We start from the raw sequence: 15,214 nt of genomic DNA, 5'->3' as shown, positions 1-15,214 counted from the left end.
TTATTTTTATTATTTTCTTTAAACGATTTAAGCGCACGAAGATACAAAAATCTTCGCACATATTCATGTCTGTCGGGCTAAAATTTAGTTATTCGACGATTTTCAGACGTACAAGTTCTATTTTTGTCGTTGTATTCTTGATGATTTTGAACTCGAAATGGCCGAATCTGATGATTTCGTTCAGTTTCGGAAAGCTTTGATACTGGTGTAGAATCAGTCCGCTGACCGTGACATATTCTTCGGATTCCGGCAAATCCAATCCCAACAATTCATTGGCTTTTTCTATTTCCAGTCGTCCGGACAGGACGTATTCATTCTCATCGACCTTTTGGGCAATGTAGTTTGTATTGTCGTGCTCGTCTTCAATATCGCCGAAGATTTCTTCTACTAAGTCTTCCATCGTTACGATTCCCGAAGTTCCGCCGAATTCGTCTACTACGATAGCCAGAGATTTTTTCTGCTGCATGAACTTCTTTAATAGTTTTTGGGCAGACATCGTTTCCGGGACCACGGGAGTTTCTTTAATTCGTAAAGTCCAGTCTGCTGGGTTCCGGAACATTTCGGATGAATGGATAAAGCCTACGATATGGTCTATGTCTTCTTTGTAAACGATGATTTTGGAATTTCCGCTTTCAATAAACCTGTTTTTAAGGTTTTCTATGGATGAACTGATTTCCACCGCTTCTATTTCTGTCCGTGGGACCATACAGTCCCGTACCTTGACTTCCGAGAAGTATAAGGCATTTTGGAATATCTTGATTTCATCCGTAATGTCGTTTTCATTTTGAGCCGATTCGATACTGGATTGTATCAGGTTGTCTAAGTCTATTTTGGTAAAAGCTTGTTCCGACGCTTTCTTGTTTACTTTAAGTCCCATCAGGCGCAATATGCCGCGAGATAGCGCACTGGTGAATTTGGATACGGGATAAAGAAGTATATAGATTATAAACGCCGGAACGGCGAATATCTTCAGCATGCGGTTCGGGTTTATCTTGAATAGCGTTTTCGGAAGGAACTCTCCGGTTACTAATACGATTAGGGTTGAAATGATGGTTTGCAAAGCCACGTTCAGTCCTTCGTGTTGGTTTAAATGGATCGGAGAAAGGACGAATTCGTTGATCACTCCTGCCATTAAAATACCATAGACGACCAACGCGATGTTGTTTCCGACCAAAAGGGTAGAGATGAAATCATTCGGACGTGTATAAAATATGGTCAGAATTTTGGAAGTCAGACTGGCATCGCTACGGTCTAACTCAACTCGAAGTTTGTTGGAAGAAACAAATGCGATTTCCATCCCCGAGAAGAAGGCGGAGAGCAACAGTATGATGATGATTTCTATAATGGTCAGTGTCATGGCTGATTGGGTTTGGTGGGAGCGGCACGCATGACCGAGTCATTGGAGGATGAACTGCCACTGTCGCTGAAAGGCGTTTCGGCATTGGCGTTGCTGACAGAGTAGCGTGTCATTTGTTCGTTGGAACGGAAATTATAACCTTGGAGGAATTCATCCGGTTTCCGGATGGTCATGAACATGTTGGAATACATTTCATGACGGTCCATATCCCAAAAAAGTTCTTCGCTGGTAAAGACAGTACCCTCTTGGTTGCGTATGACCACACGTCCGCGCAACTCCCATAGTTGTTGATTGTGGCAATATGCCGTATCCGATTGCACGAACCAATCGATATGGAACGTGGAGTCGAACTTTTCCAAAAGTATGCCTTTTACGAAAGTCCATCGCGGCGGATTGGTCGTATTGTAGATATTCCATTCTTCTGCCGTGATTTTATAGCGGATGACTCCGGAGTCTGAAATGAGAGTCGAGATGCCCCACGATTGCATGAAAGGCAAGGAGTCGTTTTCGTTTACGGCCGGAGCGTGGTTTGATTTTTCCGTAGAGCACGAGAGTATTAAAATAAGCATAACAGTCGCCCAAACGGAGACTGTTATGTGGGTCAAACGGGACAATCCCGTCGTAGACTTAACCTTACTTTTTCTCATTACTGAATCTTCCATTTCATGAACCATCTTTCGTTGAACGTAATACCGACGTTGAGACGCAAGTAGTTTTCAGTAATTAAAGATGATACGCTAGGAACGGACCTGCCCCACTGAAATGCGATATTGACCACGGAACGGTTATTGATATTGTTGGATACGGGAAGAGCGAATCCCGCCGTTACACCGAATTCCCGTGGGCCGTTATGTCCGTTTACCTTATAATAAGGTGTGGAAAAAGATGCCCCCATACGATATTGTACCCGTCTTAAGTATTTGCTGCTGTAACGGTCTGGTTGGAACTCCCCTCCGATCACAATTTTGGTGCGGTTCATATAGTTTTCCGTAGTGCTGACAAACTTGTCGTTTATAATTTGAGGCACACGGCATTCTCCCCATCTTTGATGAGTTACGTCCAAACCAACTTTCCATTGCTCTTTGTGTGCCCATGCCAATCCGGCTCCGAAAGATGTGGGTAATTCAAAAGCCTTTTCTATGACGGATTTCGTGGTATCTCCGTTGGCCACATAACTGTAATAATGGGCAGGAGAGTTGATTGCATGTCCGATACCGTATGTAATACCGGGAGTTAAAACGTCGTTTTTACCGATTTTAATGGGATATTGTACTCCGATATCTATTTTATAGGAAGAAAGGTCAGCTTCTATTTGTCGGCGTAGCCCGTTGCTTGCGCTGGTGGCTGTTCCGTCTTCATAAAAAGTCTGCGTGATATTTTGGGCATAGTTTCCCCATACATATCCGAAATTGGCTCCGACAGAAAAGTCTGCGAACGGATTCCATCCTAAACCCACATACACCTCGTGCAGTCCTCCGTCGCCGGTATAGCTGTTGGTATAAGTCATGGTCGAACCGCTGTTGAAATGATCGCCCAGATATTTGCTTTCCGAGAAGTCATATCCAATACTGGAAAACGGGATAAAACCGAATGAAAATCCCAATCCCGGGCACAAACGGAAGCCCGCGTTGATATAGTCCAACGTGGTGTTGTGCGCATTGATACTGTTGCCTCCGCTTTTGAAATTTACGTTTTGCAACGTGAGACCTACGTCGAAGATGAATGATAAGGAATCTATGGCGGAATAGGAAGCCGGATTTTGCATATTGATGCGGTTTCCGTCGCGGAATCCCAATGCCACTCCGCTCATAGCCTTGTTGAAACCTTGCGACTGGTCTTTCAAGCTACCGAGTCCGAAACGGGAATACGGGGAGTTTGAACCATTGGTTTGTGCGGGAGCATATAGTGTTGCCATGGCCAGCAACACGCAGAGTATAAGTTTATGACTGCTCATTATTAAATGCTAATATTCGGTTTAGCCCTCTGGGCACTATATATTTATCTGCAAAGATGAGATTTTTTATTTTGCTATCAAAGTTAAAAATATCGCCACCAGTTAAAAAAACCAAAAGGGACGGGTATTTTTCTTGGAAATATTTGATGCGTCCTTCTATTTCAAACTTCATGCCCTGAATGACTCCGGAGCGGATAGACGTTTCCGTATCATATCCGATGTCTAAGAGCGGCCCCTCGCTGTCTATCAACGGAAGTTTGGCTGTGAAAGCACGGAGGCTTTTTAGGCGCATTTGAAGTCCCGGAGAAATGCACCCTCCTTTGTAATGTCCGTTTTTGTCGATGAATTCGTAAGTCAGGCATGTTCCGGCATCGACTATAAGGATGTCATGTCCGGGATATTGCATGTAGGCGCCTACGGCCGCAGCCAACCGGTCCGCTCCCAACGTGTCCGGAGTCCGGTAATCGTTTGTGATCGGGACGGGAGTCTGTGCATTTAAATACAGCAAAGGGAAGTCGAGCCTTTTCAGTTGTCGTTCGGCTTCTGCGGTGATGCCGAATACACTTCCGACGATACCTTGTTTAAACGCATATTTATTCACGAATTCCGGCAGGCGTTCCAGTGTTTCATTTGAGGTCTTGATTTCTTCCACCGGAGTATCACCGTCAAAGGCTACCAGTTTGGCCAGCGTATTTCCTATGTCTATGATTAAATTCACGTGTTCATGCTTTGTGGTTGCAAAGTTAATCAAAAAATAACATGGCAGATGATTTCTTTGTCAAAAAGATGCTCGTCTCGCTTTTTTCCGTGAATGGCATGGGGCAAAAGGGAAAATGCACTAACTTTGCAAAGCTAAATATGGCATGGAATGAGATATTTGAGATTTGTGTTTTTATACACCTTATTATATATAGGAGGGATGGCTCATGCCTTTCCGGCCGACTCTGTCGAGGTTAGTCTTTTGACTTGTTCTCCCGGCACCGAAGTGTATTCTTTGTATGGTCATACGGCCATTCGTGTGAAATCATATACCACGGGGGAGGACTGGGTTTTTAATTACGGTGTGTTCAGCTTCAACCGTCCGAATTTTATATGGCGTTTTACGCGCGGCGAGTGCGATTATCAAATTGGAGCCTTGCCTTTTGCTTACTTTGCCGAGGAATATGAAGGGCGTGGGTCGGCCGTCTATCAGCAAGTGCTGAACCTGAGGGCATCGGAGAAGGAACGGCTTTGGACGCTGTTGGTAGAGAATATGCGTCCGGAAAACCGGGAATACCGTTATAACTTTCTTTATGATAATTGTACGACGCGGGCACGCGACCGTATAGAGGAAGCTGTGGAGGGAAAGATCATTTATCCGGAACAAGACACTGTCCGTACGTATCGTGAGATTATTCATCAGTATACGGCTCAGCATCCCTGGGCGGAATTGGGCAATGATATTTGTTTGGGGGCGGAGGCCGACCGTCCTATTTCTGTACGTGACGAGATGTTCGCTCCTTTTTATTTGTTGCGTTACGCCAATGGCGCGGTGATTCAGGGCTCCGACGGCAGTACGCGGCCGTTGGTGTTGTCTCAATCGAAAGTGGTTGAAGGGCGTGATGTGGAAATACAGAAAGAATTCCCTTGGTCTCCGGCACTGTCCGTATGGATACTTTTCTTTTGTGTGGCGGGGTTGACCGTGGTGGAACGGTGGCGTCATGCATGTTTTTGGGGGATAGACATTTTTTTGATGTCATTGGCCGGAGGAATCGGATTGGTGGTCACGTTTCTCTTTTTCTTCTCCGTTCATCCCACAGTAGGCTCGAATTGGCAGATTTGGGTCTTCAATCCCATTCCGTTGGTGGCCATGCCGTGGGTGGTTTGGTGTGCTGTTAAAAGGAGAAAAACTTACTATCATCCGTTAAATGCGTCGGTTTTAATATTATTTATGTTTTTTTCTGCCCTGATACCACAAGATTTTTGTGTGGTAGTTGTACCTTTGGCCTTAGCTTTGTTGCTACGTTCGTGTAGCTATTGGATAAGCTATCGAAAAAAAGAAAAATAAGCAAGCCATGCATTCTAAAAGCTATCGTTTTCTGACTCCGTTGATTATGGTGCTGACCTGGGCCAATATGGAAGCCCAGACGTCGCATCCTGTCCCCCGGTTGGTGGTCAACGTGACGATAGACCAGTTGCGTACGGACTATATGGAAGCCTTTTCTTCGCTTTTCGGAGCCGGAGGTTTCAATAAGGTGATGCGCGACGGGCGTAGCTATATGGATGCCGCCTATCCTTTTTCCCACATAGACCGTGCTTCGGCAGTGGCGTGTATCATGACGGGTACGGTGCCTTACGATAATGGAATCGTGGGCGAGCATTGGATGGACCGTAAGACTTTACGTCCGATGTATTGCGTAGACGATGCGACGTGCGAGGGATGGCTGACTTCCGAGAAGTACTCTCCGGTGGCGCTGAATGTTTCGACCGTCACCGATGAACTGAAGATGGCTACCGGAGGGCGGGCTTTGGTGTACAGCATTGCCCCGGATGCCGACGCTGCAATTCTGGCAGCCGGGCATGCCGCCGACGGTGCTTTTTGGATAGACAATGCTTCCGGGCAGTGGAGCAGCACGTCTTATTACGGCCAGTATCCGGATTGGGCCTTGCGTTACGACGTTTCCGACCGTTTGTCCGGCCGTATTTCCGATTTGTCCTGGACTCCAATCAGTCCGATTGTAGAGAATTTCAATTTCTTTATTTCGCCTCAAGAGAGCAAAGGGTTTACACATAAGTTTACGGGAGACCGTAAGATTTATGAGTTCAAGACCAGTGCGTATGTCAATGACGAGGTCAACCGTTTCGCCAAACATTGTCTGGACCATACCGAGTTGGGCGAAGACCTTGTGACGGATTTCCTGTCCCTGACGTATTATGCAGGGACGTTCGATCACAAACCGGTAGCCGAAGTTCCGGTAGAGTTGCAGGACACGTACGTGCGTCTTGATCTTGAATTGGCAGAGTTGATTACGATGTTGGAAAAGAAAGTAGGGGCCGGACGTTTTTTGTTGGTCGTTACTTCTACGGGATATACCGATGACGAAATCACCGATTTCTCGAAATACCGTATTCCTACTGGTACGTTCAGTGTGACGCGTGCTTCTGCATTGTTGAACATGTACCTGATGGCTGTATATGGCCAGGGGCAGTATGTGGAGACGGAGTTTGGCTCGCAACTGTTCTTAAACCAGAAACTTATAGAAGACAAGCAACTGAATTTAAGTGACGTGCTGACACGTGCGCAGGCTTTCCTGATTCAGATGGCCGGCGTAAAAGACGTGTACACTTCCCAGCGGTTGGCTTTGTCTGCGGGAGAAACCGAAATACGCCGTTTGCGGAACAGTTTCAACCAGATGCGTTCGGGAGATATCTTCATTGAAGTGTCTCCGGGTTGGAAGGTCGTCAACGAAGAGACGCATGAACAAACCTTGGAAAGGGCTTCATATGTAGGTTTTCCCATTTTCTTTTTCGGCTGTAACGTACGGCCGGAAACGATAAAGACGCCGGTAACGGTGGATTGTATCGCTCCCACCGTAGCCCGCTTCATGCGTATCCGTGCTCCAAACGCATGTTCCGCAGCCCCTTTATCGGCCGTCCGCTGATGAAGATATTTAAATAATTTTCTATTCTTTTACTTTTTTTGATTAACTTTGCGCAAAGAAGTGCAAAGTGCATCGCGTGAATAAAAAACAAAACAAAATATATGGATATAAACAAGTTTTTGAGCAAGCTTTTCGGGAATAAGTCTACCCGGGACATGAAGTTGATTCAGCCGTTGGTAGAGACCGTGAAAAAAGCTTACCCTGAAATTCAGGCGCTCAGTAATGATGCCCTGCGTGCCAAGACGCAGGAAGTGAAAAAGTACGTGCAGTCTTCGGCCGACGACCTCAAGGCTAAAATTGCAGAGTTAAAGGCAAAGGTGGAAGAAATGCCGATTGAAGACCGTTCTTCTCTTTTTTCGCAGATCGACAAGTTGGAGAAAGACGTTTTGGAACGTTACGAACAGGCTTTGAACGAAGTCATGCCGGTGGTGTTCTCCATCGTGAAGTCCACGGCCGAACGTTTTGCCACTCAGGAAATCGTGGACGTGACGGCCAACGATTTCGACCGCGAGTTAGCGGCAAAGTTCGATTTCGTGGATATTGAGGGCGACACGGCGCATTACCACAACCATTGGACGGCCGGAGGAAACGATACGGTGTGGAACATGATACACTACGACGTGCAGCTTTTCGGTGGTGTCGTACTGCACCAAGGCAAGATTGCCGAGATGGCGACCGGAGAAGGTAAGACATTGGTGGCTACTCTGCCTGTGTTCTTGAATGCCCTGACCGGCAACGGCGTGCACGTGGTGACGGTCAATGACTATTTGGCCAAGCGTGACTCCGAGTGGATGGGGCCGCTCTACATGTTCCACGGTTTGAGTGTGGACTGTATCGACAAGCATCAGCCCAACAGCGACGCCCGCCGTCGTGCCTATCTGGCCGACATCACGTTCGGAACGAACAATGAGTTCGGTTTCGACTACTTGCGCGACAATATGGCAACGAATCCCAAGGATTTGGTGCAACGTGCACACAATTACGCCATCGTGGACGAGGTCGACTCCGTATTGATCGACGATGCCCGTACGCCGTTGATTATATCCGGCCCCGTGCCTAAGGGCGACGACCAGTTGTTCGAACAATACCAACCTCTGGTAGAGAAGTTGGTCGGCGTACAGCGTCAGCTGGCCACTCAATATCTGGCCGAGGCCAAGCAGATGATAGCTTCGGGCGACAAGGAAAAGGTGGAGCAGGGATTCCTGCAACTGTACCGTAGCCATAAGGCGTTGCCCAAGAATAAGCCCTTGATCAAGTATTTGTCCGAGCAGGGTATCAAGTCCGGTATGCTGAAGACCGAGGAAATCTATATGGAAAACAACAACAAGCGCATGCCCGAGGCTGTGGAACCGTTGTATTTCGTTGTAGATGAGAAGTTGAACAGCGTGGACCTGACGGACAAAGGTTTTGCCTGGCTGTCCAAAGCTACCTCAGACCCGGAATTGTTTGTTATGCCGGATATTACGTCGGCCATGTCTGCGTTGGAGACAGATAGCTCTTTGACCGACGAGGAACGCGTCATGAAAAAAGACCAGCTCTATTCCGACTATGCCGTGAAGAGCGAACGTATGCACACCTTGCAGCAGTTGCTGAAAGCTTATACCATGTTCAACCGCGACGATGAATATGTCATCATCGACGGCGAAGTGAAGATTGTGGACGAGCAGACGGGACGTATCATGGACGGGCGTCGTTGGAGCGACGGCTTGCATCAGGCTGTGGAAGCCAAAGAGCACGTTAAAGTGCAGGCTGCAACCCAGACTTTTGCCACGATTACCTTGCAGAACTATTTCCGCATGTATCATAAGTTGGCGGGTATGACCGGTACGGCCGTAACCGAGGCCGGCGAGTTTTGGGACATCTATAAACTCGATGTGGTGGAGATTCCGACCAACCGTCCGATTGCACGTAAGGACATGAACGACCGCGTGTATAAGACACAGCGTGAGAAATATAAGGCCGTCATCGAGGAAATCGAGATGCTCATCAAGGCCGGACGTCCCGTGTTGGTCGGTACGACTTCGGTGGAAATCTCGGAGATGTTGAGCAAGATGTTGCAGATGCGTAAGATTCCGCACAACGTGCTGAACGCCAAATTGCACCAGCAAGAGGCCGATATCGTGGCGCAGGCGGGACAGAGCAGCACGGTGACCATTGCCACCAACATGGCCGGTCGTGGTACCGACATCAAGCTGAGCGACGAGGTGAAGAAAGCCGGCGGTTTGGCCATTATCGGTACGGAACGTCATGAGAGCCGCCGTGTAGACCGTCAGTTGCGCGGTCGTGCCGGACGTCAGGGCGACCCGGGCTCATCCGTTTTCTTCGTGTCCTTGGAGGACAAGTTGATGCGTCTGTTTGCCAGCGAACGGATTTCCAGGGTTATGGACAAACTGGGCTTTGAAGATGGCGAGATGATTGAACACAAGATGATCAGCAATGCCATCGAGCGTGCCCAGAAGAAGGTGGAAGAGAACCACTTCGGTGTGCGTAAGCGTTTGTTGGAATACGACGACGTGATGAACAAACAGCGTACGGTGGTCTATGAGAAGCGTCGCCACGCCCTGATGGGTGAGCGTATCGGGATGGACATCTCCAACATGATTTGGGACCGTTGCGTGAATATCATCGAGAATAACGACTATCAGGGTTGTAAGGAAGGCTTTATCGAGGTCATGGCCATGGAAGTACCGTTTACGGAGGACGAGATGAACAGCATGAAGCGTGAAGATTTGTGCGAAAAGGCTTTCCAGGCTGCCATGGAACGTTTCAAGCAAAAGACGGATATGTTGGCCGCTGTGGCCCAGCCTGTCATCAAACAGGTGTATGAGGCACAAGGACACATGTATGAGAACATCATGGTGCCCGTGACGGACGGACGTCGTATTTATCAGATTTCCACTCCGCTCAAGGAGGCTTACGAAACGGAAAGCCGTTCCATTGTGAAGGCTTTCGAGAAGGCCATCATGCTGCATACCATCGATGAGGCTTGGAAAGAAAACCTGCGCGAACTGGACGAGTTGAAACATTCCGTGCAGAACGCCAGCTACGAACAGAAAGACCCCTTGTTGATTTTCAAACTCGAAAGCGTGAAGCTCTTCGATGCCATGGTGGACAAGATTAATAACCAGACCGTCAGCGTACTGATGCGTGGACAAATTCCGGTGCAGCAGCCCGAACAGGTGCGTGAGGCCGAACCGGAACCGGCTCCCCGTCAGGAGAAGTATGTGGAATCCCGCGAGGACTTGACCGACCCCAATCAAGAGGCCGCTGCTCGTCAGGACACTCGCGAACCGCAGAAGCAGCAACCGGTAGTGGCTGAGAAGCTTCCGGGACGTAACGACCCTTGTCCTTGCGGTAGCGGAAAGAAATTTAAGAACTGTCACGGACGCGGATTGTAAATCGGCAGACTGACGATAAGTTGTATTGTCCCCCGGACGGGGTCGGGTTTTCCGGCTGCGTCCGGGGGAAGTTTGTTGTATGGGTACTCTCTTCGGATGTCATGATGTTTTTTTCGCTTCTCTTCCTTAAATTTTGGTACTGGAATGTTTTCCGATACTGTTTTTTTTGTACCTTTGATACAACTATAGACAAAAATGACAGATTATGAAAGCCACCTCACAAACCATTCAGCAGATTGAACGTGCACTCAGGAAAATTGCAGCCAAATACCCGCAAGGCCGGGAGGATTTGGCTTTGACGGATATCCATCTTCAGGTAAAAGCCGATTCCGGCGAATTGTTGGCGTTCAACGATGACGATGAAGAGTTGACGCGTTGCGTGGTAGAGCAGTGGATGGACAACGGAGATGAGAATTTTTATGAAGAGATTACTCCCGTGCTGCGCCAGTGTATCCAGGGTATGAAAGATACGTTGGAGCATCTTTCCCTGTTGAAGCCTTATTCTTTCGTCTTGGTAGATGAGGACAAGGAAACGCTTTGCGACTTGTATCTTGTGGACGATGAGACGGTGATAGTGGACGGCGAACTGCTGAAGGGGTTGGACGAAGATTTGGATGATTTCCTGAAAAAGCTTTTGGAGGAATAAGGTGTCCCTTGAACGGACAAAATCGCGATTGAGCGAGGGTAAAGCCAAGTCCGTTTGAGCTTTGCCGGGAGAGATTTGTTCAGAATGTCAGAATGTCAAATCCGATGGGGCGAGAATCGCGTATTTTCGGGCAGAAGGCGTTGAGGGCCGCGCAAGGGCATTCTCGTGTGTCGGGGAAAAGGCAGAGTGTAAGCCGTCGGGTGTTTTTCCTGTTTTTTGTTTCGCCTTTATGTCGAATCGTACGGACAGATGCGGATAAGGTGTAAGCGAAACGTCGCAATCCCTATCCGTTTGTTTCTTGTTCTGGGAAACAAAATGAGTTCAAATAGTGTTTTTCGTATGCTTAAAATCTTGTTTGGGGAGCGTTTGGAGCTTGGTTTTAAGTCGTGTGATATATGTATTCCGTTCGTTTTGCGCACATCGGAAAATCGCTTTCAGCCAAACGATTTTTCAATCTCTTGAGATTGATTTGCATATATGCAGACTTTATGCGAAAATACACCGCTTTTTTGCATAATTATTCTCTTTTGGGGCTTTATCTGACGCTGTTTTCTCAATTTGAAACAAGCGTGAAGGATTAAAATCATATCTTTTTGCCAGGATATAGAGGGAAATGAGATTAAATTGTAATTTGCAGACATGGCGCTTCTAATAAAAAAACAGATATATTTAAGAGGGTAGTTCAGGATTTTTTTGGTAACTTTCGCTGCGTTTGTTTCAATCTGTTGCGTGTATAAATAATGAAAGAACTATGAGAATAAAATGTGGGTGGGGATGGTGTTTCGTGGTATCATGCCTGATGGTGGCTTGTACGGAGAAAAAGAAAGATTTCGTTCCCGATGAAGTCGTTCAAATGGATGTGGTCGGTGGCAGTATAGGCGAAGTGTTGGACACGGTGGTATATTTGCCATTAGAGTTGTCGGAAAGTGCAGCTTTGTCTAGAGTACATAAGCTGTGGGCTGATGATAGTTTGTATTTTTTGGCAGACTTCAACTATTCGAAGATTGCGGTATATGCACACGACGGAAAACTGAAGTATGTGTTGGACAAACGAGGACACGGTCAAGGAGAGTATTTGGAAATCAGGAATTTTACGGTAGATGGCGATAGGCTTTATACCATAGACAACTTTCAACATCAAATTCATATCTATGGGAAGAATACGGGAACGTATGTTGAATCCAAACCGGCGGATGTCATAGCTTCCGACATCGCGGCGTTCGGAAAGGACGGTTTTCTGTTGGCGGCCATACCGAACGGGCAGGCTTGGGCTGTGGAACAGCCTAAGAATCTGGTATTCCAGACCGACGGGGACTTTAAAGTGAAAGACGCTTATTTCCCTTACGAAGAGGATTACTGCGAACCTTTGAGCCGTTATTCCTATTTTTCGGCAACGGATAGCAGTTTCATCTTCAGTTCATTTCGATTCGATGGTTTGACGGAAATCATGAAGTCCGGGAAGCAGGCTGTCCATTCAGTCCTGATGGATTTGAAGCACCCTATTCCGGAAGGGCTGCGGGCGAAGACGGAAAGTTATGACGGTTCGTCGCCTTACGAGTTTGTGGTCCAGACCCCGGTGGTGTGCAGGCAATATTGGTTTGTGGAGGTGACGAAGGACAAGAAAAGCGAATGTTATGTGTATGACAGGCACGCAGGTAAGCTTTACGGAAACGACGGGCAGGCGACGGACAGGATGGCATTCATTGTAGGGAGCGATGGCACCCATTTCATCGGCTATGTGCCGGATAAGGCCTATTACGAAGAATTGGTGAAATTCGGGCTATACAAGGCGGACAGCCTGACAGAGGAACGTTTGGAACAAGGGGGAAGCGCGTTGGTCTTATATCGGATGAAATAGGAACATCCCGAAAAGTAGAAATCCCCTCCGCTTGTCATCGTACAGGTGGAGGGGATGGTTTTATATAGTATAAAGTTAAGGTCAGAACAGGCTCCACGACACGGTGAGACCGGCCATGACGATGGCCACCATCGACATGAGCTTGATGAGGATGTTCAGGCTCGGGCCGGAAGTGTCCTTGAACGGGTCACCTACGGTGTCGCCCACCACGGTGGCGCGGTGCACCTCGCCGCCCTTTCCGCCGAAGTTACCTTCTTCGATATACTTTTTGGCATTGTCCCAGGCACCACCGGAGTTGGCCATGAAGATGGCCAACACGAAACCGGCCGACAAGCCGCCGACCAACAGGCCGATGACACCCGGTACGCCGAACACCAGTCCGGTAGCAATGGGAGCCACGATGGCCAACAGCGACGGGAAGACCATTTCACGTTGTGCACCTTTGGTGGAAATCTGCACGCAACGGGCATAATCCGGTTCGGCTTCTCCACTCAGGATGCCCTTGATTTCACGGAACTGCCGCCGCACTTCCTCTACCATGTGAGCCGCTGCACGCCCTACGGCGTTCATGGTCAACCCGCAGAACAGGAAAGCCATCATGCTGCCGATGAACATGCCCGAGAGGACCTTCGGGTTCATCAGCGTCACGTCATAGTAGGTCATGAAGTCGGTGAACGAGGCGTCATGTATGGCCAACGTGTCGCCATTCGGCATGGCCAGTACAGTTTCGCCCAAGCGTGTCAGCCCGATGCGGATTTCCTCAATGTAAGAAGCTAAAAGTGCCAGACCGGTCAGGGCTGCCGAGCCGATGGCAAAGCCTTTGCCGGTAGCTGCCGTGGTGTTACCTAACGAATCCAAAGCATCCGTGCGTTTGCGCACAGCCTCGCCCAGTCCGCTCATTTCAGCGTTTCCGCCTGCGTTGTCGGCTATGGGGCCGTAAGCGTCTGTGGCCAAGGTGATGCCCAAGGTGGAGAGCATGCCCACGGCGGCGATACCGATGCCGTAAAGTCCCATGCTCACGTTGGCAAAGTCGAATCCTGAGGCCAGCCAATAGGAAAGGATGATACCGATGACGACGGCTATCACAGGGATGGTGGTGGACACCATACCCAGTCCGATACCGGAGATGATGACCGTGGCCGGACCCGTTTTTCCGCTCTCAGCCAATAGTTGGGTGGGGCGGTAGGATTGTGACGTGTAATATTCCGTGGAGCGTCCGATGATGATACCCACCAGAAGCCCGATGACCACGGCGAACGAAATGTTCAGCCAGTTGTCTATCTGCAACGCCCAAAGGATAAGGAAAGTCGCCACGACAATCAGGGCGGAACTCAGATTCGTGCCTACGGACAGGGAGTTGAGCAGCTCTTTCATACCGGCGTCTTCCTTGGTGCGTACGGAGAAGATACCCAGAATAGAGAGTAGAATACCCACTGCGGCTATCAGCATCGGGGCGATGACGGCTTTGAACTGCATGTCCACATCGCCTCCGGCCATGAATGCCGCGGCACCCAATGCGGAAGTGGCCAGGATGGAACCGCAATAAGACTCATACAGGTCGGCTCCCATACCGGCCACGTCGCCTACGTTGTCGCCCACGTTGTCGGCTATCGTAGCCGGATTACGCGGGTCGTCCTCCGGGATACCGGCTTCCACTTTGCCTACCAGGTCCGCGCCCACGTCGGCCGCTTTCGTATAGATGCCGCCTCCTACGCGGGCAAACAGGGCCTGCGTGCTGGCACCCATACCGAAAGTCAGCATGGTGGTGGTAATCATGCAGAGTTTGGCTGTCGGGGCGTAGATGTCGGCCGGGATAAAGGCGTCCAGAAGGAGATACCAGAAAGAGATGTCGAACAGGCCGAGGCCGACAACGACCAGCCCCATGACCGCACCGCTGCGGAAAGCTACTCGCAGTCCTTTGTTCAGGGAGTTACGGGCAGCGTTGGCTGTACGTGCCGATGCGTAGGTAGCCGTTTTCATGCCCAAAAAACCAGAAAGTCCGGAGAAGAATCCGCCGGTGAGGAATGCTATCGGTACCCACGAGTTTTGCAGGTTGAAGCCGTAGGCCATAACCGAAAACAGCACGACGAGTGCCAGAAAAACCAGTCCCACGATTTTGTACTGTTGTTTCAGGTACGACATGGCACCTTGGCGCACATGCGAGGCGATTTTCTGCATGACCGGTGTGCCTTCACTTTCTTTCATCATCTGGCGGTAGAAGTACCAAGCCAGCAGCAATGCCAATAAGGACGATACGGGAATCATCCAAAATAGAAGATGCTCCATAGTAAAATGTGTTTTTGAGTTAACGATATGTTATTATCGGGTACTAAGGTAATGAAAAAAAGGATAATGCGCGA

Annotated in this window: 10 protein-coding genes; 5 read left to right on the top strand and 5 right to left on the bottom strand. The window is 48.8% G+C overall.

Annotated elements, in window-relative coordinates; all coding sequences use genetic code 11:
* Window positions 1–88 precede the first annotated feature (88 nt).
* The 4 genes from HMPREF9441_RS07640 to HMPREF9441_RS07625 are packed head-to-tail and all read right to left on the bottom strand — an operon-like array spanning window position 89 to window position 4,029.
* Window positions 89–1,357 (bottom strand): hemolysin family protein, encoded by a 1,269-nt coding sequence (locus HMPREF9441_RS07640; protein WP_008619851.1) that lies wholly within the window; start codon window positions 1,355–1,357, stop codon window positions 89–91.
* Window positions 1,354–2,004, bottom strand: a complete 651-nt coding sequence (gene lptC, locus HMPREF9441_RS07635) for an LPS export ABC transporter periplasmic protein LptC (RefSeq protein WP_008619850.1) — start codon at window positions 2,002–2,004, stop codon at window positions 1,354–1,356. The genes HMPREF9441_RS07640 and lptC overlap by 4 nt, the downstream gene beginning before the upstream one ends.
* On the bottom strand, window positions 2,004–3,311 hold the full coding sequence (locus tag HMPREF9441_RS07630) for a hypothetical protein (protein ID WP_008619849.1): 1,308 nt from the start codon (window positions 3,309–3,311) through the stop codon (window positions 2,004–2,006). The genes lptC and HMPREF9441_RS07630 overlap by 1 nt, the downstream gene beginning before the upstream one ends.
* Entirely contained in the window at window positions 3,298–4,029 is a 732-nt protein-coding gene (locus HMPREF9441_RS07625) for a type III pantothenate kinase (protein WP_021980636.1), read from the bottom strand. Before HMPREF9441_RS07625 ends, HMPREF9441_RS07630 begins: the two co-directional genes overlap by 14 nt.
* A gap of 150 nt (window positions 4,030–4,179) precedes the next feature.
* On the opposite strand from HMPREF9441_RS07625, the gene HMPREF9441_RS07620 reads away from it, so the two are divergent.
* The 5 genes from HMPREF9441_RS07620 to HMPREF9441_RS07595 all read left to right on the top strand — a co-directional run bounded on the left by HMPREF9441_RS07620 (window position 4,180) and on the right by HMPREF9441_RS07595 (window position 12,854).
* The gene (locus HMPREF9441_RS07620) at window positions 4,180–5,358 is read left to right on the top strand and encodes an Lnb N-terminal periplasmic domain-containing protein (RefSeq protein WP_244949680.1); all 1,179 of its coding nucleotides are present in this window, start codon (window positions 4,180–4,182) and stop codon (window positions 5,356–5,358) included.
* A gap of 46 nt (window positions 5,359–5,404) precedes the next feature.
* Window positions 5,405–6,952, top strand: a complete 1,548-nt coding sequence (locus HMPREF9441_RS07615) for an alkaline phosphatase family protein (protein WP_008619845.1) — start codon at window positions 5,405–5,407, stop codon at window positions 6,950–6,952.
* A gap of 101 nt (window positions 6,953–7,053) precedes the next feature.
* A complete protein-coding gene (gene secA / locus HMPREF9441_RS07610) occupies window positions 7,054–10,350 on the top strand; it encodes a preprotein translocase subunit SecA (RefSeq protein WP_008619843.1) in 3,297 nt (1,098 codons plus the stop codon).
* A 205-nt stretch (window positions 10,351–10,555) separates the two neighbouring features.
* Window positions 10,556–10,996: a hypothetical protein gene (locus HMPREF9441_RS07605; protein ID WP_008619841.1), complete on the top strand. Its 441-nt coding sequence runs from the start codon at window positions 10,556–10,558 to the stop codon at window positions 10,994–10,996.
* Between the two features lie 751 nt (window positions 10,997–11,747).
* Window positions 11,748–12,854, top strand: coding sequence for a 6-bladed beta-propeller (locus HMPREF9441_RS07595; protein ID WP_244949679.1), 1,107 nt, complete (start codon window positions 11,748–11,750; stop codon window positions 12,852–12,854).
* Window positions 12,855–12,935: 81 nt separating this feature from the next.
* Here the strand turns inward: HMPREF9441_RS07595 and HMPREF9441_RS07590 are convergent, their stop codons facing one another.
* Window positions 12,936–15,140: a sodium-translocating pyrophosphatase gene (locus HMPREF9441_RS07590; RefSeq protein WP_008619823.1), complete on the bottom strand. Its 2,205-nt coding sequence runs from the start codon at window positions 15,138–15,140 to the stop codon at window positions 12,936–12,938.
* Window positions 15,141–15,214: the final 74 nt, after the last annotated feature.

The sequence above is a fragment of the Paraprevotella clara YIT 11840 genome (assembly GCF_000233955.1).
GTDB classification, from domain to species: Bacteria; Bacteroidota; Bacteroidia; order Bacteroidales; family Bacteroidaceae; genus Paraprevotella; species Paraprevotella clara.
Note: the sequence above shows the minus strand (reverse complement) of the source record. Positions and strands in the feature narration are given on the sequence as shown.